Origin of the sequence: Pseudodesulfovibrio senegalensis (genome assembly GCF_008830225.1) — a bacterium.
GTDB lineage: Bacteria > Desulfobacterota > Desulfovibrionia > Desulfovibrionales > Desulfovibrionaceae > Pseudodesulfovibrio > Pseudodesulfovibrio senegalensis.
The window spans coordinates 82,695-104,860 of sequence record NZ_WAIE01000003.1 but is presented as its reverse complement, the minus strand read 5'-3'; the positions used below and the strand labels follow the sequence as shown (position 1 = coordinate 104,860).

The window sequence follows — 22,166 nt, the reverse complement described above, 5'->3', positions numbered from 1 at the left end:
CCTCCTGGCCGGCTGTGCCGGCGGGGTCGGAAACTCCGGTTGCCCCCAACCGGAAAAACGTTCCCGAATTCTTCTCCGCACTTAATAAAGCAACAGGTGTGCCAAATATTTCTTTATGAATTTTAATCAATTATACGCGAAACACCCCCGGAAAAACATGCCGCCCCGCACAAAAACCCCACGGGCGCACTCTGGCTACTGGACATGGGGAAAACGTCCACGTATGGTCCCGACGTTGTCCATTTTACGGCAACAGGCACAAAACCAACGTCAAAACAAGAAAACGGAGTTTTACCGGATGAAACGTATTCTTATTTCCCTGAGCAGCGTTCTGGCCTGCCTGATGATCCTTGCCGCCTGCAACCAGCAAGGCCCCTCTGTCGGCGTGCTGGACGAAGCCCAGGCCTTTCGGGACAACCCTGCGGCAGCCGCCGCCATGGAATTCCTGAAGCAAAAAAGCGAACCGCTCCAGAAGGAAGCCGAAACCGCTTACAAGGCCATGCAGGAAAACAAGAACGATGACACCGAAGCCGCCTATCGCGAAGCCATGGGCAAGCTCCAGAGCGTCATGGGCGCGGAACAGCAGCGTGTAGTGGGTCTGCTCAACGCGGAATTCGAACGGGTGATTCAGGACTACCGCAAGTCCAAGGGCCTGGCCCTGATCGTGGCGCGCAAGTCCGTGCTTGATGCAGACGACGCCATCGACATCACCAAGGACATCGTTGCGGAAATGGGCAAGGTGAAAATCGACTTTGCGGCCAAGGCCGAGGTCAAGGAAACGCCGGCCCCGGAAAAGGCTGAGGAAAAGGCCCCCGAAGCCGCACCCGAAAAAGAGGACGCAAAAGCGGAATAGCCCGCAAGCATCCTCGGCCGTCACGGCAATCACACGGCCCGTTCCTTCTTCTGAAGGACGGGCCGTTTATTGTTTCAGGGTCTGCAGAAAGGCAAGCATCAAGCCGAGGGTTTCATGGAGCGTTTCATCCAGGTTCGGCCGCATGGCACGCACCTGATCCAGGCGGGCATCCCGCGAGGCGACCTCCATTTCCAGGGCCATGGAAACAAGACGGCTGGCGCGCACCACGCCGGACATGCCCTTGAGCGAATGGGCCGCCTTTGCCGCGGCAGGCGCATCGCCTTCATCAAGCGCCCGGCCCAGCTCTTCGGCCCGCACAAGACTGTCTTCCAGATAGGCCTCCAACAATTCCGAGGCCAGACCGGCGTCGCCGCCCAGACTCTGCATGAACGAGCCGGAATCAAACAGGTCTTCAACCATCTTTTTCTCCCCATTTGTCATGGCATAGCACCCGCACACAAGCTTCGGTAGTATAATCCTCATGCAAAAGCCACATCCCGATACATCTTCATATATGATTGAACCACTGCATCCAGATGGTACTTCGATTCCATGCGTTCCCGGCCAGCCTGCCCCGCGGCCCGGCGTTGGGCCGACGACATGCGCAGCAAGCCGATCACAGCCCGTGCCATGGCCGCGTGGTCCCCGGGCCGCACCACGGTTCCGACGCTGTCCAGCACCCGGCGCACATCGCCCACGTCCGTGGCGACGCAGGGAACGCCGCAGGCCATGGCCTCGCCCAGCACGTTGGGAAAACCTTCAGCCTTCGAGCTCAGGCAGAACACGTCCAGCCCGTTCATGAAATCAGCCATGTTCTCCAGCGGCCCCAGCAAACGCACCCGGTCTGCCACACCTGCCTCGCGAATCCCGGCATCAAGAGCGGACTGCCCCGGCTCCATGCCGTCCCCGCAGAGCACAAGCAGGGCATCGGGGAACTCCCCCAGCACCGCGGCAAAGGCCCGCAGCAGGGAGGCATGGTCCTTGAGCAGGTCACGCCGCGCGGCCATGCCGATTACCGGCTGATCCGCGGGCACGCCCCAATGCCGACGCATGGCGGTACGCCTTTTCCGGTTTGGCGCAAAGGCCTGCAGGTCAAATCCGTTGGGCAGCACCCACTGCCTGCGCGGGCGGTATCCCAGGGCCCGGTGGTATGCCAGTCCGGCATGGGAATTGGCCGCAACCCCGGCCGCATGGCCGGAAAGCGTGGCGCAGGCCCTACGCACCAAAAGAGAGGAAAGATTGGAAGGATCCATGGCCGTGCAACGCAGATTCCAGACCACGGGCACATTGCCGGCAAACCGTGCAGCCATCAGGCCCATCAGGTCGGCATGATACAGCCAGGTCTGCACCACGTCGGGCCGCCAGCGAAGCATCAGCGAACGCAGGCGCAACAGGGCACGCGGGTCGGGCATGCCGCGCCGCATGTGCAGCGAATCCACGGCAACGCCCATGTCGCGCAGGGGAGAAGCCAACGGTCCCGGTTCCAGCAGGCTGATAACACGGCACGCACAGTCGAGCGCAGGCAGACGGGAAACCAGCTTCAGCAGCATGGCCTCGGCTCCGCCCCGGTTCAGACCGGTTATGCAATGCAGCACCTTCATTTCGCTTGCCATATGTAACAGAATAGCCTCTTGGACCGACTTCGTCCACGCCGCTGCCCGCGATATCCCCGCAACAGCACAAAAAATTCACACAAAAAATCAAACAAACAAATTCAGCCATATACGGACATGCATACACGGGAACATCAAATGTTTCACGCAATGTTTCTCAATGAATATCAGAATGGTGCGGTATGAAAAAAGTGCATTTCCATCCCCGGGAAGCGCATGGTTGACACATTCGCACCGCGCCACTATATGCCTTGCCTCTGGATTCAAAAGGAGTACTATGCGAACCGTTTTTCATTACATAACAATCACAATACTCTGTAGCGCCGTGGTGGTCATGGTGGCCGTTCTGGGCCTCAAGAACCGCCAGATCGACACCCTGCGCCACGAGCTTGCCCTGGCCAAACACACGGCCGAAGCCCGCAAGCTCATGGTGGAAGAGGCACGGGTGCTGCAGAAGGCTGTCAGCGATTACAACCAGGTCCTCAAGGTCACGGTGACCGCGTACAACGCCGAGGAAGGACAGACCGACGCCGATCCGCTCATCGCGGCCAGCATGCGCAAGGTGCGCGAAGGCACGGTGGCCGTTTCCCGCGACCTGTTCGACCAAGGGTGGGTTTTCGGCAAGAAGATCCGCATCGAGGGTCTGGGCATTTTTGAAATCAACGACCTCATGAACAAGCGCTACAAGAAGCGTGTGGATGTGTTCATGTGGGACAAGGATCAGGCCAGGGCATTCGGCAAGCGCGTGTTCAAGGCGGCGCTGCTGAGCATTTAGCCTGACGCATTCCGGCATGAGGAAAAGGCGCGGCCCCACCGGGGTCGCGTCTTTTTTGTGCAGCGCTTGTGCGGGACCGCATTGCTCATGAGGAAACCGGCGGGGCATGCCGGGCAGGAGGGCAACGGAAAACGGCAGGAAAGGAAGTCCTCTCCTGCCGTCCCATTGCACGCATCAAACGGATTACTGCAGCTGCCCCATGACCTTGGGGACGACCTGCTCCATGATTCCCTGCAGGGCTTCGGAGAGGATGTCCTCCCGACTGCTCACGCCGAAGACCACGGGTTTTTCCACTTCGCTCATGAAGGTCTCGCCGGGGTCGGCGACGCCTTCGCGCTCCACGGCAACGTGAATCTTGACCACGCCTTTCCACGTGGTGTTGCCCGTGGGGGTCATGCGCACGTCCAGCACTTCGCCCGTAACCACGGGCACATTGTCGGTCTGGCGCATGCTGCGGTATTTCACGTTGCACCCCGCAGCGTTCAGCTCCTCATACAGGGACCAGCCGACCCAGTCCGCCACGTCCGATCCGGGCTGCAGCAGGTTGCCGTTGCTGTCGCGCCCGATGGACCGGCTTTCGCGCATGTCCTTGAACACCAGCACGTTGATGGGGTTGCCACAGGAGCCGGCATTGGCGGTGACCAATGCATAGTTCAGGGGCACCACGGTCTTGGGCGAACAGGCCGCCAGCAGCAAAAAGGCGGCACCCAGCACTATTGAAACAAAATATCTTTTATTGTTCATGGTTTGTCCTTGAAGGAACTCAAATGGACTTTTCCCCCTCCGGTTCCGGCTCCTGCGAGGGAGCCTCGGGCTGGTTCAGGGACTTGTCCAATTCGTTTTCCAGTTTTTGCATGAGTTTTCTGGAAAGATCGAGCATGCGCTTCAGGCTGTCCTTGGCAAAGGAGCGCGCGGATTTGTCGAGATCTTCATCCGGGGCAGACCCCGATTCCGGGAGCTCGGCCTGCCCGAGCAGTTCGCTCAGGGCGGTCAGCTGCGCTCGCACCACGTCCAGATCCCGGCGGATGGCAGACAGGGTTTCCCTGTTTTCGGCCTGCAAGGCTTTCACTTTCCGTTCCAGTTGATCCATGCGCTGCTGCATCTGCCCGTATTCGCTGCCCGGGCCGGAAGCGGAGAGTCCTTCCGAATCCTGGGCGCTGCACCCGCAGGCGAACAAACACAACATGACCATGGACAGCACATACGTTTTCATCATCGCGTGTCCTCCTTGCGCCTCCAGCACTACCACAAGGCCGACCACCTCACAACGCCGGGCAACTCTTGCAATTCATACAGGAAACATTACAGTGATCCGATGAACAGAATAACAGCCTCCGTCCTCCCGCTCCTTGTTGCCGCATTTCTGGCTTCCGCACTGTTTGCCGTTCCCGCCCTTGCCGGCGACTATGCCACGCATGAGCCGCCCCGTGATTTTCGCGGCATGCAATGGGGAACGCCGCTCAGCGAAATCTCGGGCATGGTCCCTGTTCCGGCCAAGGGATACAAGAACACATACTACCGCAAGGACGAGCCGCTCACATTCGGTGACGCGGACATCGTTTCCGTTGCCTACTATTTCAAGGACGGCCTCTTGAGCCGCGTGGGCGTGGCCTTCAAGGGACAGGCCAACCAGTTCCTGATCAAGGACAAACTCATCCACGACTTCGGCCCGGGCCGCCAGGTGGGCAGCCGATACGGCTGGATGTGGAAGGATTTTTCCATGGTCATCGACTACAACGCGAGCAGCGACACGGGTGCCCTGTACTACACCTTTGAAAAACAGCCGAAAAAATAGCCATGCCCGACGCCCTTTCCCAGCCGAAGAAAACACGCTCCCGCCGGGCCAGGCCCGGAGCACGCAAACGGGCCGTGCTGCTCTATTCCCTGAGCCTGTCCCTGCTCGGACTGATCCTGCTGCTGAATTTCGGGTTGCTCTACAATGAGGCGGTGGCTCAGGACATGCGGCCGGACCGGCTCATGCGGCTGGCCTACCTGCTCATGCTGGGCGGCATTCTGGTCATGGGCGCGCAGGCCCTGCTCATCTTCAAGGGAGTGCTCGCCAATCTGGACCAGGACCGGCGCAAGGCCGACGAATTGAGCGAGAAAGTGGCCCAACTCACGGTCATCGACGACCTGACAAAGGCCTTCAACCGTTTCAAGTTCGATTCGGTCATGGCCCGCGAGCTGGAAAACATCCGCCGCTACAAGAGCGTGCTGTCCGGGGTGATGTTCGACATCGACGGGTTCCGGGCCATCAATGAAAAGCACGGCTACAATGCGGGCGATGCCGTACTCGTGCATCTGGCCCGCTACGTGAACAAACGCATCCGCAAGACCGACTACCTTTTCCGCTGGCGCGGCGGAAAATTCATCATCCTCACCCCGCACGCGGACCGGGAAAAGGCCGCACAGGCCGCAGACAAGCTCAAAAGGCTCATTGCCGCCACCCCGTTTTCCGGCAGCATCACCCTGACCGTGAGCCTGAGCGTGACCCAGGCCAAAGGCACGGACACCATGGAATCCTTCCTGCAACGGCTGCAGGCCGGGCTGACCAGCGCAAAGAACAAAGGGCGGGATCAGGTCTGTACGGTCTGATCCAACCTTCCGGCCAAAAGAAAATACACACCTTTGCTTTTTTTTCTCCAAACCGTATCATGATGGAAATCATTCGAAATCGGAAAGCGGAGAACCATGAAGCAGCCCATCTTCAGCAGACGTTTCATATTGCTTGCCAAAGCCCTTCTTCCCACGGCACTGACCCTGCTGATCTTTGCCGGGGCCATGTTTCTGGTATTTTTGCCCACGCTTGAAAATTCGCTGCTGGAAAACAAGAAACAAGCCATACAGGACCTGACCGCCTCGGTCATCAGCAGGCTTGCCTATCTGGACAGCCAGGTGAAAGCCGGAAAGCTGGATATGGACGAAGCCCGGAAACGGGCACGCGAGCAGGTGCGGTTCATTCGCTACGGGCGCAAGAACAAAGACTATTTCTGGATCAACGACACCCGGCCCGTCATGATCATGCACCCCTACAGATCCAAACTGGAAGGACAGAATCTTCTCGAATACCGGGACTCCTCCGGAAACGCCCCCTTTGTGGACATGACCCGGGAGGCCCTGCAGGGCGGCGGGTTCGTGCGCTACATCTGGCAATGGAAGGACCAGAAGGACAAGGAAGCGCCCAAGCTTTCCTATGTGCGATTGTTCAAGCCCTGGGATTGGGTCGTGGGCACCGGAATATATCTCGACGACCTTGCTGCGGACATGAAGAAAATCCGCACGGGCGTGACCATGGCCTTTACCCTGCTGCTGACGCTCGTGGCCCTGATTTCCGGATACGTGGCCCGGCAGATATACGTTTCCGAACGCAGACGCGAAAAGGTCCAGAAACAAAGAGAACGGTTGATGAGCGCGCTCAGGGAAGGCGAAGAGCGCTACCGGACCATTGCGGACTTCGCCTACGACTGGGAAGTGTGGCTCGGGCCTGACAAAGGCGTGCTCTATTGTTCGCCGTCCTGCGAACGCATCACCGGGTACGCACCGGAATCCTTTTTCGAAAACCCGGACCTGCTGCGTTCCATCGTAGCCGAACAGGACAGGGAGGCGTGGGACAACTATCTGCAGATGCTCCCGACCCGCGAGGGGCTGCAATTCGATTTTCGTCTGGAACGCAAGGACGGTTCCCGGCGCTGGCTCGGCGTTGTGGGGCGCAGCGTTTTCGGCATCGGCATGAAGCCGCTGGGCCTGCGATTCAGTTTCCGCGACATCACGGAACGCAAGAACATGGAGGAACAGCTCCGGCACCAGGCCCTGCACGATCCCCTGACCGGGCTGGCCAACCGCACCCTCTGTCTGGACCGCATCCGCCACGCCATGGAACGCGCCAAACGGCGCGAGGAGTATTATTACGCAGTGGTGTTCATGGACCTCGACCGCTTCAAGGTCATCAACGACTCCCTCGGACACCGCTTCGGCGACATGGTGCTCATGGAAACCGGCCGCAGGCTGTCGCGCCACATGCGCGGTCTGGACACGGTGGCCCGCTTCGGCGGCGACGAGTTCGTGTTCCTGCTGGATGAACTGGCGTCGCCCAGTCAGGCCCTGCGCATCGTCAAACGCGTACGCGCTGCCGTGGCCGAAAAATTCTGTTTCGAGGGACACGAAGTCATGACCACGGCCAGCTTCGGCATCGTGCTCAGCCCCACGAATTATCACCGGGCCGAGGATCTGCTCCAGAATGCCAATATCGCCATGCACCGGGCCAAGGAAAAAGGACGCAACCAGTTCAAGGTCTTCACCTCGCGCATGCTGGAAAACGCCGTGGAACAGCTGAACCTGGAAAACGACATGCGCAGCGCCCTGAAGGACGGTGAATTCCACATCGAATACCAGCCCATCCTGCTCATGGGAACCAACAGCCTCATCGGTTTCGAGGCGCTTGCCCGCTGGAACCATCCCACCCGCGGCCCCATCCCGCCCTCGGAATTCATTCCCATGGCCGAGGATTCCGGCATGATAATGGAGCTTGGGCAATGGGTGCTGGAAAACGCCCTGAAGACCCTGGCCACATGGCGCGCGCAGAGCGAACGGGCCAAAGACCTGTTCATGGCGGTCAACCTCTCCACACGTCAATTTGCCAAGGCCGCACTGCATACGGATATTCTCGCCACCCTCGAAAAAACAGGCGTTCCCGCGGACAGGCTCAAGCTGGAAGTCACGGAAAGCGCCGTCATGGAAAACCCCGAATCCGCACTGCGGACCCTGAACATCCTGCGGGAAAACGGCGTGCAGTTTTCCATCGACGACTTCGGCACGGGCTATTCGTCGCTGACCCAGCTGCAGCGCCTGCCCGTGGACACGCTCAAGGTGGACCGGTCGTTCATCTCCCGTCTGGGTGAAGGCGACGACCAGGAAAGCACGGAAATCGTCAAGGCCGTTGTGGCCATGGCACGGTGCCTGGACCTGAGCGTGGTGGCCGAGGGCGTGGAAACCGGAAAGCAGCTCGACTCGCTTTCAAGACTGAACTGTGAATGCGTACAGGGATTCCTTTTCCATGAGCCTCTGCACGACAGCGCGGCCATGGACCTCATTGCCGAGCAGGAGTCCAATCCGGTTCCCGAGGATTTCCGCAAACGCCATTTCCAACGCGCCAAAAGCTCGCTGAAAAAGGCGCAATCCGGGACAACAAAGAACTCCGCCCCGAACATCGAGATCACTGATCCCGATGTCTCCTGAATCCCTGCGCAGGGCTGGCCTGCGCTTCACTTTCGTTTTCCTGCTCACAGCGGCATGCCTCGTTGCCACCCCACGCACGAAGGTCTCGGCAGGCAGCCCCGACAAACGCGAAAACGCGATTTTCCTGCGCGCGCAGGACGGGGATTCCCTGATGGTCCGGCTCATGAACGCGAGCAGGGACGTTGTTTCTGTGCGGCTCATCGGCGTGGATTGCCCGGAAAAGGGACAGCAATGGGGTGAGCGGGCCAGGCGTTTTACCCGCGCATTCTGCAACGGGGCTCCCCTGCAGCTGGAATACGACCAGGAACGCATGGACCGCTATGGCCGCACCCTGGCTTATGTGCATACGCACAAGGGCATGCTCAACCGGCAGCTCGTGCGCAACGGGCTGGCGCTGTCCATACTGGTGCGTCCCAACCGAAAACACCATGAATCACTGAAGCGGGCCCAACGCGAAGCCCGGGCCGCCAAAGCCGGATTCTGGGCCCAAGGCGGGCTGGACATGACCCCGTGGCAATGGCGCAGAAAGCATCCACGCCGCCAGTAACCCCCTTTGGCAAGAAAGGCCGAGGGCATGCCCCGGCCTGCGTCGCCTTTTACGACACCATTTCCGGCCATGCGATCCGCTGCGGAAAACCATCCTGCACGGGCACATCACGAAGCATCTGGCGATACTCGGCCCACAAGGCGCGCGCGGCATCGCCCAACGGCGCGTCCGGCATCTGGGTCCAGTCGCTTTGGGCCAGCAGCCGGTCCCTGCGAATGCGGGCGTTCCGGGCCAGTTCCCTTTCCTCGGCCTTTGCATCGTGAACAAGTTGTTCCCGGTCCAACCGATGCAGGCAGACCCTGTCCCGCTCTTCGACCGTCCACGGGTCCACGCCCTCGGGAATGACATGATATTTCGGCAGGCGTTCGCGCCTGTGCAACACCGCGCCCAGTTCACGCGCCCGGTCCGGGCCAAGCCCGGCCCATGTGCAGGGGATGGGCTGGCCCTCCACCTGCTCGTCCGGCAGGCAGGGGCGGGTTCCATCCACGCCGGGCAGAGTCCAATACGAATCAACGTTCATTTCCTGCTGCATTATCGTGCTCCTCATGCTTGTTTCAGGGGCATGGCCCCTTGGGGAAGGTCATAGACAAACGGGGTTGCCCCGAAGTTGTAGTCGACATCGGCCGTGCTGCTGCAGGAGTGCGCCGGATACCAGGTTCCGACCAGCCCCTGCGCCATGACACCGACCTCGGCATTTTCATGAATCACGCTCAGCGTTCCCGAAGGCCCGTCCCACAGAAAACCGAGCGTATTTCCCGGGGCGTACCCGGATATGGAAAAGTCCGTGCCCACGCCGTTGTGGTACAACTTGGCCGCATAGGGCTTGATGCCGTACCCGAACCCGTCCGACCCCACGAAACTGTCCAGCGGCGCGGCAGACGTGGCAATGCCGTAGACGTGCTGCGACCCCGCGCTTGTCGCTTCCCAATACGCACGGCCATCCGGCGGCAGGTGCGCGGCGGCGCGCACCGAGGCCCAATCCGTGCCCATGGCCGAGCGATTGCCGCACGACAGGGTCAGGTTCGGGCTTTTGTCCGCCGGGTTGAGCACGCACAGATTGTTGGTGGGCGTGTCCAGACTTTGTTCGCCCCCGCTCAGGGTCCAATGGCCGTTGTTGCCGGAATCGTCCGTCCCCAATGCGGCCGCGTCCGAAAAAAGCAAACGCGACGACCCCGGCCCATAGGCAGGCCCGGAATCCATGTCCAGAATATCCAGCCGCGTGAGCAACGCATCACACGGATGACTGATGATCTGGATGCCCGCATTGACCGAATTTGCATCCGTGAACACCACGTCCCGGTAATGGCCGGGACCCGTAACAGGCCGGCCCACATTCTCCTCCACGCTGCCGTCCGTGTTGAAGGGGTAGGTAAAGCACCGCAGCGTGCCGCACGATTGCGAACCCACCGTAACGCAAATCAGCAACCTGCGGTCCTCGTGCATGAAGTCCTGCGATGCGTTTCTCTGCACGGCCGCCCATGGTTCCCCCGTGGAAAAATCCACGCCCCCGGAAACGAGCGACGTGCCGCGAATGAATACCCATCCTCCGGCCGCGGCCGACTCGGCAAAATCCGGGTCCGGCGCAAAGTTGCGGGCCGCACCCACTCTCCTGGGAACCCACTGTCCCTTGATGGTACGCCCGAACCAGCCCGGCCCGAGCATCTGGTCATGCAGCACGTGCAGTTGGGCCAGATAGCCTTTGGCGCTGCCCGCGCACCGGGTCAGCACTTCGACCAACACGTCGGCATAGGTGTTCGCCCCGCTCACATCCAGCGTGTCGTGAAACGCGCCGTTCAGGGTCACGCCCATGGCTGCGGCCGTGCCCTGCATGTGCATGTGGTGCCAGCGGGTCTGGTCTGTGAGCACGCCGCCCGGCGTTCCCGCAGGCTTGAACCAGACCGAAACCGTGCCGCCAGCCGATCCCGGCGCAGCATCGGCCGGGCACGTCATGGACTCCACCAGCGCGGAAACCGCTATGGGCGCCGGTCTGGCGCACTGCCCGCCGCTTTTTCTGGGTGTCAGGCCCATGCTCACACCCCCCGGTTGTCCACGCACAGGGTGGCGGAAACACCGTCATGCACCAATGCCAGCCGGTGCATGTCCGCGCCCGCTTCCGGCTCGCCCACGGTTCTGCCCGCATAGCCAGGGTCCAGAGTGAGGGCGTGCCCCTGCGTATAGATATTGAAATGCCATTCCCCCTGCTCCTGCGGCACCAGCAAGGGAAACATGCGGTCCTGTTCAAGGGTCCACACGAAACGGCCGCGTGCGTTCAGGTCGACCTCGGGAACGACCGCGTCCTGCACTGCCACATACGGTTCGGCCACGCTGACCAGCAGGGACTGGCCCGCCCGATCCGCCTTGAGGATATCCGGATCCGCGGGTTCGCCGCCCAATGCGGCCAATGCCGCGCCGGGCGTCTGCTCCCCGGTGCCGCCCTGCGAAACAGCCAGCGGCAGGGCCAGCAGTCCTTGGGCCGCCAGTTCCCGGTTGGCGAGGTTGTCGCCGTTTTCATTCCATGCCAGCACGCGCCCGGGCTGGGGGTCGGGCACTTCCACCCCGGTCACGGCCGACGACAGGCGCAGGGACACCGTGCGGTCCAGCCGCTCGGAAAGCGACTGGCAGATCATGGTCAGCAGGTCCAGCGCGGCCTCGTGGCTCTGGGCCGGAAACGCGTCGTTTTCCAGATAGTCGGTCTCCTGCACCATGGACGGCTCGCGCTTGATGACCAAACGCTCCCCGGCCAGCGGGGCCGACGCCATGGTGCACACTCCGCCATTCTGCTGCCCCGCGCCCGAAAGCGTGTACCCGGTGCCCTGCTGTTGCACGGTTTCCACGCCCGAACGATCGCGAAGCACCACCAGCAGGTCGCTGTCGCGCGTGAACATGAACGGCACGGCGAACCCGGCCGTGGAGCCGTTGCCCACGTATTCTACCCGGTTCTGGGTGGATGATACGGTCATGAAATCCTCCTGTTTCCGTAGGTTGCCGCGCCCCGGGCCAGCAGGCTGGTGCGCGGTGCGGTCCGTTGTTCGGTCCGCGCATCTGGGTTTTGATCTTCCTGTTCATACGCGGCAGATTCCGCGGCCCTGTCCCGTGCGGCGCGTGCGGCATTGCCCAGCAACAGAGAACCGCTCATGGTCAGCCCGGAGCCGCCTGAACGCGACCGTTGCGTGGCCCGGTCCCGAAGGTCCTGCCGCGCCTGTTCGGACGCCTGCCTCTTTTCCTGCTGCTCGCGGTCCTGTTCACGGTAATTCTGTGTCTGCCCGCTGAGCGCGTCGGACGCTTCCCGCTCCCTGCGCCTGTTGTCCGCTTTTATGGCCGAATCAAGTAGCCCGGCCAGATCGCCTGTCTGAAAAGTTCCTCCCATGTGTTCCTCCTGTGATTATTCGTTGACCACGACTTCGGGCACGATCATGAGCACGGTCATGGGCAGGGGTTGCCGCTGCACCACGGTGAGCACGCCGTCACGGTTCCAGCCCTTGGGAAACAGCACCCGCTTGTCTCCGGCCCAGAGTTCGGGCGGGTTGTCCATGCGGTCTGCGGGCGAGCGAAAATACACGGGCTCCAGATTGTCCGGCGCAGGGCCGATGCCGCCGCCCAGCGTGTCGTGAAAGCGTACGGCCACGCGCACGATGCGTTTGCGTTTGGTCTGGGCCGTGCCCCGGTTGCTGCCCGCTTCCAGCCGCATGGGCTGGACCACGGACTCGAAAGGCAGGCCCGCGTGGATCACGGAGGCCTCGCGCTCCAGCGTGATGGAACCGTCCGTATCCACGGTCACCTCGGGATGCACGGCCCCGTCCGCGAGCACGGTCACCACCCGCCCGGCCAGATGGTCCAGCCCGCACAGGGTTCGCACGGGTTCACCCGCATGGGTCAGGCCGCTGTCCACAAAAAAGGCGGATGCCGCGCCCATATCCGTGCGCGCCTCCAGATATTCCACGTTGCACACGCTTTGCCCGGCGCGTTCACGCCGCACCAGCACCCACAGTTCGTCGCGGCGCGAGGGCCCGTGATGCACGCAGGCGATGGCCGTGATCTGCCCGTCCGTCTGCAGCCGGGACCACGCCACCACATCCTCGTCCGGCTCCATGGTCAGGCAGGCCAGCGCCCCGTCCTTGCGCAGGGCGTAGACAACGGAGTCCGGTTCCTGCGCATAGGCCAGCTGCGTGAGCCCCGGCCCGGCAATGTGCTCGGAAAGCAATGTCAGGTCGCGGGAGGCATAGGCGTCGGATTCGTCGCGGTAGCCCATGCCGCGCACCTTGGATCCGGAACGCTGGATGAACAGGGCCTCGCAGCCCACGGTCTCGGGACGCGCACCCTGCGACCCGCACGAGCCCTGATGGTCCGCCTTGACGCAGGACGGGGTCAGCACGCCCGAATCCGAACTGCCGACGGTCCATTCCCCGCCCGAAGTGCCCACCCACAACCGGGCGCGCGGCACCAGAAATTCGATATTGTTGCCCTCGCGTCCGGCAAGGGTGATCTCCATGGCGTCGTCGTCCAGCGGCTCCTGCCCGGCCTCGGAAACAATGCGGTCCCCGGGCATGACCAGCTCCCAGAACTCCTCGCGCAACAGGCCGTCCGGCCCGTGCACGGTCTCGATGTACCGGGCCGTGCTGCCCGGCGTTTCCACAAAGGTCACCTCCATGTTGGCGCTGTCCGGCGCATAAATGCGCCCGCCCCTGTAGCGGTAATAGCAATCGCCGCCGTCCGTGGACCTGCCGCGCACGCCGCTGCCCGCATCGAACAGCCCGCCCGCGCGCACCGTGAACTTTTCCGCGTACGCCCCGGTTCCGGTGCCGCTGACCACCCGGTCCCGCCATGCCTCCATGGGCGCCTCGCAGGTGCGCAGCCGGAAATCATGCATATGCCCGGTGCGCGAGAACCAGATGGTTCCGGGCTGCTCCGGGGTGGCGGCCAGCACCAACCGCTGCTCGAAAAAACAGCAGCAGGAAGGATAGTTGCCTTCTCCCCACGCCTCGGGCCTGCCCAGAAATTCCATTTCCGCAAGTTCCCATTGCGCATGACCGCGCCGGGTCAGGGTGCGCGGCGGATGGTCCTTGTGCACCAGCACCAGCACGTCGTTGGACTGCACGTAGCGCAGCCGTTCCAGCTCCGATGCCGCATAGGGCACGTCCAGCTCAAAGGGACGGTCGTCCGCACCCTGCACCAACCCATGGTCTGCGAACACGCACATTTTCGGGGTTCCGTCCTGCTCTCCGAATTCAAGGATGTAGGTCTGGTCCGGGTTGAATTCAAAGGGAATCAGCAGCCCCGGAGCGTCGTGGTCCATGGCGTGACCCACGAACCGGAATCCGCAGCGCCGCGAAATGCCGCCGTGCGGATGCACATGAAAATTGAGCAGCGTGCGGCAGCCGTTGAAATATTTGGCCAAATCGACCCGGCCTTCCAGACGCGGACTGAGTTCCCCGGCCGTGAAGCTGGTCAGGGGTGGTGTGGCTATGCTCATGAGGTCTCCTTGCCTTGTGGTTCCGGCAGGGGTGCGCCCTGCAATGGCAACCAGACTACCCCCGGTTCCGGGGTGCGGAACCGAATGGAAGGCAAAAGGACATGACCGGGAAACAAACTCCTGTTGACAGGGATACGCCGCGCCGCACTGGACGGCACAGCGCAAAAACGGTATCCGCTGCTGCCATGGAAACCGCTCTTGACGCCGCACAACTGGCCCGGCTGCGCGCGCTGGCCAACCGCCCCCTGGCCGTGGGCAACCGCGAAACGCGCAACAGGCTCTGGCTCGCGCCCATGCTCGGGCTGGGGCACGTGGCCTTTCGCGCCGTTCTGGAAGAGTACGGCGGGTGCGGACTCATGGTTTCCGAAATGTGCAGCGCGCTGGCCCTGCCCTCGGAAAACCCGGCCACGTCCCCGGTGTTCACGTTCACGCGGGACGAACTGCCCCGGCTCAGCTGCCAACTGGTGGGCGCGCAGCCCGAGGAATTCACGGCCGCTGCCCAACGGGTGCAGCGCGAAGGATTCTTCGGCGTGGACATCAACATGGGCTGTTCGGTTTCCGGCATCTGCGGCAAGGGGCGCGGCGCAGACCTCTTGCGCGACCCGGACCGGGCCGAGGCGGTCGTGCGGGCCGTGCGCGATTCCGTATCCATTCCCGTGACCGTGAAATTCCGCACGGGCTGGAGCACGGACCCGGCACCGGCCGTGGCCATGGCCCAACGGCTGGAACAGGCCGGTGCGGACGCGTTGGTATTTCATCCCCGCGTGGCCCCGGACAAACGTTCGCGCCCGCCCGTGTGGGACCACATCCGGCTGGTGACCGGGGCCGTTTCCATCCCGGTGATCGGCAACGGCAACGTGTGCACCCCGGCCGACGCCCTGCGCATGTTCGAGGAAACCGGGTGCGCGGGCATTGCCATGGGACGCATGGCCATTGCCCGGCCATGGATATACGCGCACATGACCGGAAGCGAGCCGGGGCTGCCCGCAGACTACCTCCACTACGCCCTGCGGCTCATGGACGAGCTTGAAACGCGCTATCCGGACCCGATCCGGGCCGTGAAGCTCTACAAGAAGATCGCGGTCTACATTGCGGCCAACCACGCCTTTGGCCTGCGGTTGCAGGGTCCGCTGATCCGCGGCGCCACCATGGACCACATGCGCGAAAACGCGCGCGAAAATCTAACCCCGGACAAGCAAACCACCGAGCGGCCCAACGCCCTGATGTTCACGTCTTGACGGTCGGTGGGCCAGTACGTACTTTCGCGGTTCCAAGGAGAACCCAGCCATGAAGGTCATTGATCTCAGCCACCGGCTCGAACCGGACATGCCCGTGTATCCCGGGGACGATCCCGCACTGATCACCCGTCCCCGCACCCATGAGGAACACGGCTTTTCCGCCACGCACCTGAACCTGGGCGCGCACGCGGGAACGCACATGGATGCGCCCCTGCACATGCTTTCGGACGGGCCGGGCGTGGACTGGTTCGACGCCGCCCATTTCGTGGGCCGGGCCGCAGTGCTCGACGTGAGCGCGGCCGGGCAATACCTCGGGGCCGAGGAACTGGCCGAGGCATCCGCGCTGGTCACGGAGACGGGCGGACTGGATTTCCTGCTGCTGCGTACCGGGTGGGACCGCCACTGGAACACCCCCGCATACTGGAAGGACTGGCCCGAACTCACGCGCACGGCCGCACGGCTGCTCACCGGGCTGGACCTGCGCGGCATGGGCATGGACACACCCTCGCCCGACGGGCTGAACGCGACCGAAGCGCACCTGTCCCTGTTCCGCGCGGGCATGGTGGTGGTGGAAAACCTGTGCAACCTTGATGCGTTGCCCGAGGAACCGTTCACCTTTTCCTGCCTGCCCCTGAACATTGCCGGTGCGGACGGCGCGCCCTGCCGGGCCGTGGGCCTGCTGCAAGACAGCCCGGAAGACCACTTCCCCTTTGCGGACGCGCCTTCATGAGCCAGCGACACGACAACCCCGCCTCGGCCATGATCTACCTGCTGCTGGTGCTGACCGTGGCCCTGTGGGGCGGCACATGGATCGCCGGACGCATGATCGCCAACCACATCGGCCCCATGTCGTCCTCGTTCCTGCGCTTTTCCATATCCGCGCTCTGCCTTGTGTTCATGGTCATGCGCTCGGAGCACGGGCTGCCGCGCCTGAGCCTGCGCCAGGCCATGCACGCGGCCTTTCTCGGGGCCACGGGCATCTTTTTATACAGCTACTTCTTTTTCACGGGATTGCAGACGGTTCCGGCCAGCCGGGCCGCACTGATCGTGGCCTGCATCCCGGTATGCATCGCGGTGTGCTCGGCCCTGATCTACCGTGAGCCGTTCGGCCCCAAGCGCTTGCTGGGCACCCTGCTTTCGCTCTGCGGCGTGGCCGTGGTGCTTTCCCACGGCGATCCCATGGCCCTGCTCAAGGACGGCGTGCACGGCGGCGACCTGCTCATCCTCGGGTGCGTGGCCTCATGGACCGCCTATTCGCTGGGCGGGCGCGCCGCCATGCGGCATTTCAAGCCCACGGTGGCGGTCATGTGGGCCTGCGTGTTCGGCTCCGCGTTCCTGTTCTTCCCGGCCCTGCACTACGGCCTGATCGCGGACATGGCCAAGGCCAGCATGCAGGACTGGCTGTGCATACTGTTCCTTTCCGTGCTGGCCACGGTGCTGGGCTATGCGTGGTACTACAAGGCCATCAACGTCATCGGCCCGGCACGCTCCGGCATCTTCATCAACCTGGTGCCGGTCTTCGCCATCATATTCGCCTGCCTCATGCTCGGCGAAACCCCGGACATTTCACTGCTCACGGGCGGCTGCGTGGTCATTGCCGGGGTGTATGTGACCAACAGGGGATAGCTGGCCGGAGTGCGTTGGGCGGCCTGCTCCCTGATGCGGAAAAGTGCCGGCAAAAGACTGTTGCGTTTGCACGCGACAGCCAAACGAGGATATCCACCGCAATTCCTTCTCCCTTTTGCGCTGACGCGCAGCCACAAACACCACATCACACAACCCCGTATTTACGGCGCATACATTGACACGTTTTTGTTGATCGTATACACCTTACGCACTTCAAATTCATACATGTATTCTTCAAGGGGTGGTGTTCTGTCATGAAAAAATACAGCTTTCTCTTCGTGTTGCTGATTGCCCTCGGTCTGGCCGCCTGCAGCGGCCCCGAATCGTCGGAACAAAACCGGAACACACAGGCCCAACAGGCCGAGCCGGAAACCCGGACCGTCACGGACATGATGGGCCGGACCGTAACCGTGCCGGTCAATCCGACCCGCGTGATCTGCTCCGGACCGGGCTGCCTGCGCTACCTGACCTACCTGCAGGCGCAGGACAGGGTCATCGCCGTGGACAGCATTGAAAAGCGCAAGACACGCATCGACGCACGCCCCTATGCCATGGCCAATCCGCAATTTGCCAAGCTGCCCCTGTTCGGGGAATTCCGCGGCCATGACAATCCCGAGCTGATCGCGGCGCTGGACCCGCAACCACAGGTCATCTTCAAGACCTACCGCGGCATGGGCACGGACCCGCAGGAGCTGCAGGACAAGACCGGCATTCCGGTTGTTTCCCTTGACTACGGCGACCTGAACGCGCGACGTGCGGCCATGAACACCGCCCTGAACCTCATGGGCGAGGTGCTGGGCAAGCAGGAACGCGCACAAGAGGTCATCGCCTTCATGGACGCGGCCGAAGAGGATCTGGGCAAACGCGCTGCACAGTCGGCCGCACACCCCACCTGCTACGTGGGCGGCATCGCCTCCAAGGGACCGCACGGATTCCGCTCCACCGAGCCGGGCTACCCGCCCTTCGCCTTTTTGAACGCCCACAACGTGGCCGCGCCCACGGACGGTTCCAAGCCCTCGCGCCACGCGGACATCGCCAAGGAACAGATCGTCCAGTGGGAGCCGGACTACATCTTCGTGGACCTGTCCACCATCCGGGCCGGTTCCGAAGCCAACTCCCTGTACGAGCTGAACACGGACCCGTCGTACAAGGGCCTCAAGGCCTGCCTTGAAAAACGCATCTTCGGCGTGCTGCCCTACAACTGGTACACCTCCAACCACGGCAACACCCTTGCGGACGCCTACTTCATCGGCAAGACCCTGTACCCGGATGCGTTCGCGGACGTGGACCCGGCAGCCAAGGCCGACGAGATCTATTCCTTCCTCGTGGGCAAGCCCGTGTTCGGGGAAATCAACAAGGCCTTTGGCAGTCTCGCCTTCAAGCCGCTTGATCCGTCCGTGCTGCGCATTGGCGACAATGGCGAAATACTGGCCAAATAGGGGCGGACGAAATGCATTTTGACGACGGCTGCATGCCCGCCGACTACCTGCGCCACATCGGGCGCAAACGTTTGATCGTGGTTGTGGGAACCGCGTGCATGCTGGCCAGCGTGCTGCTGGCCGTGAGCCTCGGAGCCGTGAGCATTCCATTGCCCGACGTGCTGAGCACGCTGACCGGGAACGCCGCCACCCGGCGCTGGGACGCCATCATCTGGAACATCCGGCTGCCGCAGGCCCTCTCCGCGCTGGTGGCCGGGGCCGGGCTTTCCGTGGCGGGCGTGGTCATGCAGTCCGTGCTGCGCAACCCGCTGGGCTCGCCCTTCACACTGGGCATCTCCCATGCGGCTGCGTTCGGCGCCGCGGTTTCGGTCATGCTCTTCGATTCCGGCAACATGCACTCCACGGGCGCGGACGCCATCGTCATCAACAATCCATACCTGACCACGGGCGCGGCCTTTGTGATGAGCATGGTCACCACCTTCGTGATCATCGCCATATCGCGCATCCGGCGCACCTCGCCCGAGGTCATGATCCTGGCCGGGGTGGCGCTCTCCGCCCTGTTCACCGCGGGCACCATGTTCCTGCAATACTTTGCGGACGACATGCAGCTGGCGGCCATGGTCTTCTGGACCTTCGGCGACACCGCGCGCGCGGACTGGGCCGAGCTGGCCTTCATGAGCACGGCGCTGGTGGCCGGGCTGGTCTTTTTCATGGCCAACCGCTGGAACTACAATGCCGTGGACGCCGGTGACGAAACCGCCACCGGGCTGGGCGTGCGCGTGCAGCGCGTACGCATGCTGGGCATGCTCGCGGCATCGCTGGTCACGGCGGTCATCGTGGCCTTTCTGGGCATCATCGGATTCGTGGGGCTGGTCTGCCCGCACATGATGCGGCGCATTGTTGGCGACGACCACCGCTTCCTGCTGCCGGCATCCACGGTCTGCGGCGGCCTGCTGCTCCTGCTTTCGGACACGGTTGCCCGGCTGGTGCTCGCGCCCCATGTGTTGCCTGTTTCCGTGCTCACGGCCTTCATGGGCGCGCCCGCGTTCCTTTACCTCATCATCAGGGGATACCGAAAATGATCCTGCATGTGGACGGACTGGATTTTCATTACAAAAGCACACCCGTGCTGCGCGACGTGCATTTTTCCGTGGACGAAGGCGAGGTGCTGGCCATCATGGGCCCCAACGGCGTGGGCAAAACCACGCTGCTCAAGTGCATGAACGCCATCCACTCGCCGTCCGGCGGTTGCGTGATGGTGGACGGCGCCGATGTTTTCCAGCTCCGGCCCGGCCAGATAGCCCGCAGGCTGGGCTATGTTTCCCAGCGCGCGGAAACCGGACGCATGACCACATTCGACGCGGTGCTCATGGGCCGCAAGCCCCACATACGCTGGAACGTGAGCGAAAACGACCTGCGCATCGTGGACAGCGCGCTCAAGCGCCTGCGCCTGGAAAAACTCTGCCTGCGCTATCTGGACGAAATGAGCGGCGGGGAAGTGCAGAAAGTCTGCATTGCCCGCGCACTGGTTCAGGAGCCGCGCATCCTGCTGCTGGACGAGCCCACCAGCAGCCTCGACCTGCGCAATCAGGTGGAGATACTGGGCCTTGTGCGGGCCGTGGTCAAAAGCCACCATGTGGCCGCGATCATGACCATGCACGACCTGAACCAGGCCCTGCGCTACGCGGACAAGTTCGTGTTCCTGCGCGGGGGGCGCATCCATGCGGCAGCGGACCGCGACAGCGTCAACGAAGCCATCATCGAAGAAGTCTACGGCGTTCGCGTGCATATGGAAGAAGTTGCCGGAAGGCCCGTGGTGGTCCCCATGGACGACACCGAGGAACGCCTGCTGCGCGAACACGATCACGCACACCACCATGAATACGGCATCAGCCAGTAAAACGGGAACTATCATGAGCTGCACCACTCCGAATCACGTCATCGAAGAGGCCGTGCGTTTTCACGGCCATGTCTGCCCCGGCCTTGTCATCGGCATCCGCGCATCGGAGGTCTGCCTCGAGGAATTCGGCCACAACAACGACGAACCCATCTGCTGCGTGTGCGAAACCGACATGTGCGGGGTGGATGCCATCCAGTTCATGACCGGCTGCACGCTGGGCAAGGGCAACCTCATGCAGCGCGACTACGGCAAAACCGCCTTCACGTTCTATCGCAAACGGGACGGCAAGGGCATCCGCCTGCTGCTCAACCGCGACGCGCTGGGCAGGGACCACGACGAGAGCTCGGACCTGCTCAAGAAAAGCCTCGAGGGAACCATCACCGCCCAAGAAGCCGAGCGCATGGAAGCCCTGCGCGAACAGACTCGCCAACAGATACTGGACGCGCCCATTGAAACGCTGTTCACACGCATGGAGCCGGACCAGTTCATCCCACGGCCGCCCAAGATTCTGGAAACCCTGACCTGCGAGCATTGCGGCGAGGGCATCATGGAATCCCGGTCCCGGCGTTTCGCTGGCCAGACCCTGTGCATTCCCTGCTTTGCCAAGGTGGAACAGAAGGTCTGATGCACCTTTACTCCCCCGGTCTGCAAGGGTATTGAACGCCCATACCGGAGGATGATTCATGGAAGACCGCATCGAACGACTGGAATCTGCCGTGGCCCAGCAGGACAACACCATCGAGGAACTGAACCGCGTGGTGTTCGACCAGCAAAAACAGATCGACGAGCTGGAAAAGAAGCTGGAATTGCTGGCCGCCAAATTCCGTGAAATGGCCGAGGCGCAGGACACGGGCTTCGTGGACACGCCGCCGCCCCATTACGGGGGCCGCTCATGACAACGGCGACCTCGGCAATCTCGGCGCAAGAGATCATCGACACCCTGGGCCTTGAACCGCACCCGGAAGAAGGCGGGCATTTCCGCGAAACCCACCGGGCCGCGGAAACGCACAAGGCAGAGCACCTGCCGCACCGCTATGAAGGACCGCGCGCCCACAGCACGGCCATCTATTACCTGCTCACGCCGAACACGTTCTCGCACCTGCACCGGCTCAAGAGCGAGGAAATATTCCACTTCTATCTGGGCGATCCCTGCGAAATGCTGCACCTGCACCCGGACGGACGGCAGGAAACCGTGATCCTCGGCCACGACATCGTCAACGGCCAGCGCGTGCAGCAGGTGGTCCCGGCCGGGGTCTGGCAGGGCATGCGCCTGCTGCCGGGCGGCTCGTTCGCGCTCATGGGCTGCACCGTGGCCCCGGGATTCGAATACCGGGATTACGAGCACGCAGACCGGGACGCGCTGTTGCAACACTACCCGGAACCGTCAGAACTGATCCGCCTGCTCACCGCATAAACACCCTCGCAAAAACAGACGAGCCCTCTAACACGGTTGCCTCCCGGAGCGGCAAC

24 protein-coding genes are annotated in these 22,166 nt (G+C 62.6%); 15 read left to right on the top strand and 9 right to left on the bottom strand.

Annotated elements, in window-relative coordinates:
• Positions 1-298: 298 nt before the first annotated feature.
• Complete coding sequence (locus F8A88_RS08785; RefSeq protein ID WP_151150774.1) at positions 299-853, top strand: OmpH/Skp family outer membrane protein; 555 nt, start codon at positions 299-301, stop codon at positions 851-853.
• 66 nt (positions 854-919) lie between these two features.
• Here the strand turns inward: F8A88_RS08785 and F8A88_RS08780 are convergent, their stop codons facing one another.
• Positions 920-1,273, bottom strand: a complete 354-nt coding sequence (locus tag F8A88_RS08780) for an Hpt domain-containing protein (protein ID WP_161598364.1) — start codon at positions 1,271-1,273, stop codon at positions 920-922.
• Between the two features lie 59 nt (positions 1,274-1,332).
• Positions 1,333-2,466: a glycosyltransferase gene (locus F8A88_RS08775; protein ID WP_151150772.1), complete on the bottom strand. Its 1,134-nt coding sequence runs from the start codon at positions 2,464-2,466 to the stop codon at positions 1,333-1,335.
• A gap of 277 nt (positions 2,467-2,743) precedes the next feature.
• Between F8A88_RS08775 and F8A88_RS08770 the strand changes: the two genes are divergently transcribed.
• Entirely contained in the window at positions 2,744-3,241 is a 498-nt protein-coding gene (locus tag F8A88_RS08770) for an RlpA-like double-psi beta-barrel domain-containing protein (protein ID WP_151150771.1), read from the top strand.
• 183 nt (positions 3,242-3,424) lie between these two features.
• Here F8A88_RS08770 and F8A88_RS08765 read toward each other — a convergent pair whose 3' ends face one another.
• A complete protein-coding gene (locus F8A88_RS08765; RefSeq protein WP_151150770.1) occupies positions 3,425-3,985 on the bottom strand; it encodes a hypothetical protein in 561 nt (186 codons plus the stop codon).
• A 19-nt stretch (positions 3,986-4,004) separates the two neighbouring features.
• On the bottom strand, positions 4,005-4,457 hold the full coding sequence (locus F8A88_RS08760) for a hypothetical protein (RefSeq protein ID WP_151150769.1): 453 nt from the start codon (positions 4,455-4,457) through the stop codon (positions 4,005-4,007).
• A gap of 99 nt (positions 4,458-4,556) precedes the next feature.
• On the opposite strand from F8A88_RS08760, the gene F8A88_RS08755 reads away from it, so the two are divergent.
• From F8A88_RS08755 to F8A88_RS08740, 4 genes are all read left to right on the top strand, one after another.
• The gene (locus F8A88_RS08755; protein WP_151150768.1) at positions 4,557-5,036 is read left to right on the top strand and encodes a hypothetical protein; all 480 of its coding nucleotides are present in this window, start codon (positions 4,557-4,559) and stop codon (positions 5,034-5,036) included.
• Between the two features lie 2 nt (positions 5,037-5,038).
• Positions 5,039-5,836: a GGDEF domain-containing protein gene (locus tag F8A88_RS08750; protein WP_151150767.1), complete on the top strand. Its 798-nt coding sequence runs from the start codon at positions 5,039-5,041 to the stop codon at positions 5,834-5,836.
• A 96-nt stretch (positions 5,837-5,932) separates the two neighbouring features.
• Positions 5,933-8,476: an EAL domain-containing protein gene (locus tag F8A88_RS08745; RefSeq protein WP_151150766.1), complete on the top strand. Its 2,544-nt coding sequence runs from the start codon at positions 5,933-5,935 to the stop codon at positions 8,474-8,476.
• Positions 8,466-9,023, top strand: a complete 558-nt coding sequence (locus F8A88_RS08740) for a thermonuclease family protein (protein ID WP_151150765.1) — start codon at positions 8,466-8,468, stop codon at positions 9,021-9,023. The genes F8A88_RS08745 and F8A88_RS08740 overlap by 11 nt, the downstream gene beginning before the upstream one ends.
• A gap of 49 nt (positions 9,024-9,072) precedes the next feature.
• Here F8A88_RS08740 and F8A88_RS08735 read toward each other — a convergent pair whose 3' ends face one another.
• Genes F8A88_RS08735 through F8A88_RS08715 form a run of 5 tightly spaced genes read right to left on the bottom strand, consistent with a single transcriptional unit; the run spans position 9,073 to position 14,493 of the window.
• Positions 9,073-9,555, bottom strand: a complete 483-nt coding sequence (locus tag F8A88_RS08735) for a tail fiber assembly protein (RefSeq protein ID WP_241667400.1) — start codon at positions 9,553-9,555, stop codon at positions 9,073-9,075.
• An 11-nt stretch (positions 9,556-9,566) separates the two neighbouring features.
• On the bottom strand, positions 9,567-11,051 hold the full coding sequence (locus F8A88_RS08730; protein WP_151150764.1) for an SPRY domain-containing protein: 1,485 nt from the start codon (positions 11,049-11,051) through the stop codon (positions 9,567-9,569).
• Between the two features lie 2 nt (positions 11,052-11,053).
• The gene (locus F8A88_RS08725) at positions 11,054-11,983 is read right to left on the bottom strand and encodes a hypothetical protein (RefSeq protein WP_151150763.1); all 930 of its coding nucleotides are present in this window, start codon (positions 11,981-11,983) and stop codon (positions 11,054-11,056) included.
• A complete protein-coding gene (locus F8A88_RS08720) occupies positions 11,980-12,390 on the bottom strand; it encodes a hypothetical protein (protein ID WP_151150762.1) in 411 nt (136 codons plus the stop codon). Before F8A88_RS08720 ends, F8A88_RS08725 begins: the two co-directional genes overlap by 4 nt.
• A 15-nt stretch (positions 12,391-12,405) precedes the next feature.
• The gene (locus F8A88_RS08715) at positions 12,406-14,493 is read right to left on the bottom strand and encodes a phage tail protein (RefSeq protein ID WP_151150761.1); all 2,088 of its coding nucleotides are present in this window, start codon (positions 14,491-14,493) and stop codon (positions 12,406-12,408) included.
• Between the two features lie 101 nt (positions 14,494-14,594).
• Here F8A88_RS08715 and F8A88_RS08710 point away from each other — a divergent pair, with 101 nt between their 5' ends.
• The 9 genes from F8A88_RS08710 (at position 14,595) to F8A88_RS08670 (ending at position 22,110) form a co-directional block, all read left to right on the top strand.
• Positions 14,595-15,731 carry a tRNA dihydrouridine synthase gene (locus F8A88_RS08710; protein WP_241667399.1) on the top strand — a complete coding sequence of 379 codons (1,137 nt, stop codon included), beginning with the start codon at positions 14,595-14,597 and terminating at the stop codon, positions 15,729-15,731.
• A 49-nt stretch (positions 15,732-15,780) separates the two neighbouring features.
• On the top strand, positions 15,781-16,461 hold the full coding sequence (locus F8A88_RS08705; protein ID WP_151150760.1) for a cyclase family protein: 681 nt from the start codon (positions 15,781-15,783) through the stop codon (positions 16,459-16,461).
• Positions 16,458-17,357: a DMT family transporter gene (locus F8A88_RS08700; protein ID WP_151150759.1), complete on the top strand. Its 900-nt coding sequence runs from the start codon at positions 16,458-16,460 to the stop codon at positions 17,355-17,357. Before F8A88_RS08705 ends, F8A88_RS08700 begins: the two co-directional genes overlap by 4 nt.
• A gap of 254 nt (positions 17,358-17,611) precedes the next feature.
• Entirely contained in the window at positions 17,612-18,796 is a 1,185-nt protein-coding gene (locus F8A88_RS08695) for an iron ABC transporter substrate-binding protein (protein WP_151150758.1), read from the top strand.
• An 11-nt stretch (positions 18,797-18,807) separates the two neighbouring features.
• Positions 18,808-19,878, top strand: a complete 1,071-nt coding sequence (locus tag F8A88_RS08690) for a FecCD family ABC transporter permease (RefSeq protein WP_151150757.1) — start codon at positions 18,808-18,810, stop codon at positions 19,876-19,878.
• On the top strand, positions 19,875-20,696 hold the full coding sequence (locus F8A88_RS08685; protein ID WP_151150756.1) for an ABC transporter ATP-binding protein: 822 nt from the start codon (positions 19,875-19,877) through the stop codon (positions 20,694-20,696). The genes F8A88_RS08690 and F8A88_RS08685 overlap by 4 nt, the downstream gene beginning before the upstream one ends.
• A gap of 13 nt (positions 20,697-20,709) precedes the next feature.
• A complete protein-coding gene (locus F8A88_RS08680) occupies positions 20,710-21,321 on the top strand; it encodes an FmdE family protein (RefSeq protein ID WP_151150755.1) in 612 nt (203 codons plus the stop codon).
• A 58-nt stretch (positions 21,322-21,379) separates the two neighbouring features.
• Positions 21,380-21,592, top strand: a complete 213-nt coding sequence (locus F8A88_RS08675) for a SlyX family protein (RefSeq protein WP_151150754.1) — start codon at positions 21,380-21,382, stop codon at positions 21,590-21,592.
• Entirely contained in the window at positions 21,589-22,110 is a 522-nt protein-coding gene (locus F8A88_RS08670) for a cupin domain-containing protein (RefSeq protein WP_151150753.1), read from the top strand. The genes F8A88_RS08675 and F8A88_RS08670 overlap by 4 nt, the downstream gene beginning before the upstream one ends.
• Positions 22,111-22,166 lie beyond the last annotated feature (56 nt).

Excerpts from the sequence above, each read along its gene's own strand:
- F8A88_RS08785 (WP_151150774.1), top strand. The coding sequence starts at position 299 with ATGAAACGTATTCTTATTTCCCTGAGCAGCGTTCTGGCCTGCCTGATG.
- F8A88_RS08780 (WP_161598364.1), bottom strand. The coding sequence starts at position 1,273 with ATGGTTGAAGACCTGTTTGATTCCGGCTCGTTCATGCAGAGTCTGGGC.
- F8A88_RS08775 (WP_151150772.1), bottom strand. The coding sequence starts at position 2,466 with ATGGCAAGCGAAATGAAGGTGCTGCATTGCATAACCGGTCTGAACCGG.
- F8A88_RS08770 (WP_151150771.1), top strand. The coding sequence starts at position 2,744 with ATGCGAACCGTTTTTCATTACATAACAATCACAATACTCTGTAGCGCC.
- F8A88_RS08765 (WP_151150770.1), bottom strand. The coding sequence starts at position 3,985 with ATGAACAATAAAAGATATTTTGTTTCAATAGTGCTGGGTGCCGCCTTT.
- F8A88_RS08760 (WP_151150769.1), bottom strand. The coding sequence starts at position 4,457 with ATGATGAAAACGTATGTGCTGTCCATGGTCATGTTGTGTTTGTTCGCC.
- F8A88_RS08755 (WP_151150768.1), top strand. The coding sequence starts at position 4,557 with ATGAACAGAATAACAGCCTCCGTCCTCCCGCTCCTTGTTGCCGCATTT.
- F8A88_RS08750 (WP_151150767.1), top strand. The coding sequence starts at position 5,039 with ATGCCCGACGCCCTTTCCCAGCCGAAGAAAACACGCTCCCGCCGGGCC.
- F8A88_RS08745 (WP_151150766.1), top strand. The coding sequence starts at position 5,933 with ATGAAGCAGCCCATCTTCAGCAGACGTTTCATATTGCTTGCCAAAGCC.
- F8A88_RS08740 (WP_151150765.1), top strand. The coding sequence starts at position 8,466 with ATGTCTCCTGAATCCCTGCGCAGGGCTGGCCTGCGCTTCACTTTCGTT.
- F8A88_RS08735 (WP_241667400.1), bottom strand. The coding sequence starts at position 9,555 with ATGCAGCAGGAAATGAACGTTGATTCGTATTGGACTCTGCCCGGCGTG.
- F8A88_RS08730 (WP_151150764.1), bottom strand. The coding sequence starts at position 11,051 with ATGGGCCTGACACCCAGAAAAAGCGGCGGGCAGTGCGCCAGACCGGCG.
- F8A88_RS08725 (WP_151150763.1), bottom strand. The coding sequence starts at position 11,983 with ATGACCGTATCATCCACCCAGAACCGGGTAGAATACGTGGGCAACGGC.
- F8A88_RS08720 (WP_151150762.1), bottom strand. The coding sequence starts at position 12,390 with ATGGGAGGAACTTTTCAGACAGGCGATCTGGCCGGGCTACTTGATTCG.
- F8A88_RS08715 (WP_151150761.1), bottom strand. The coding sequence starts at position 14,493 with ATGAGCATAGCCACACCACCCCTGACCAGCTTCACGGCCGGGGAACTC.
- F8A88_RS08710 (WP_241667399.1), top strand. The coding sequence starts at position 14,595 with ATGACCGGGAAACAAACTCCTGTTGACAGGGATACGCCGCGCCGCACT.
- F8A88_RS08705 (WP_151150760.1), top strand. The coding sequence starts at position 15,781 with ATGAAGGTCATTGATCTCAGCCACCGGCTCGAACCGGACATGCCCGTG.
- F8A88_RS08700 (WP_151150759.1), top strand. The coding sequence starts at position 16,458 with ATGAGCCAGCGACACGACAACCCCGCCTCGGCCATGATCTACCTGCTG.
- F8A88_RS08695 (WP_151150758.1), top strand. The coding sequence starts at position 17,612 with ATGAAAAAATACAGCTTTCTCTTCGTGTTGCTGATTGCCCTCGGTCTG.
- F8A88_RS08690 (WP_151150757.1), top strand. The coding sequence starts at position 18,808 with ATGCATTTTGACGACGGCTGCATGCCCGCCGACTACCTGCGCCACATC.
- F8A88_RS08685 (WP_151150756.1), top strand. The coding sequence starts at position 19,875 with ATGATCCTGCATGTGGACGGACTGGATTTTCATTACAAAAGCACACCC.
- F8A88_RS08680 (WP_151150755.1), top strand. The coding sequence starts at position 20,710 with ATGAGCTGCACCACTCCGAATCACGTCATCGAAGAGGCCGTGCGTTTT.
- F8A88_RS08675 (WP_151150754.1), top strand. The coding sequence starts at position 21,380 with ATGGAAGACCGCATCGAACGACTGGAATCTGCCGTGGCCCAGCAGGAC.
- F8A88_RS08670 (WP_151150753.1), top strand. The coding sequence starts at position 21,589 with ATGACAACGGCGACCTCGGCAATCTCGGCGCAAGAGATCATCGACACC.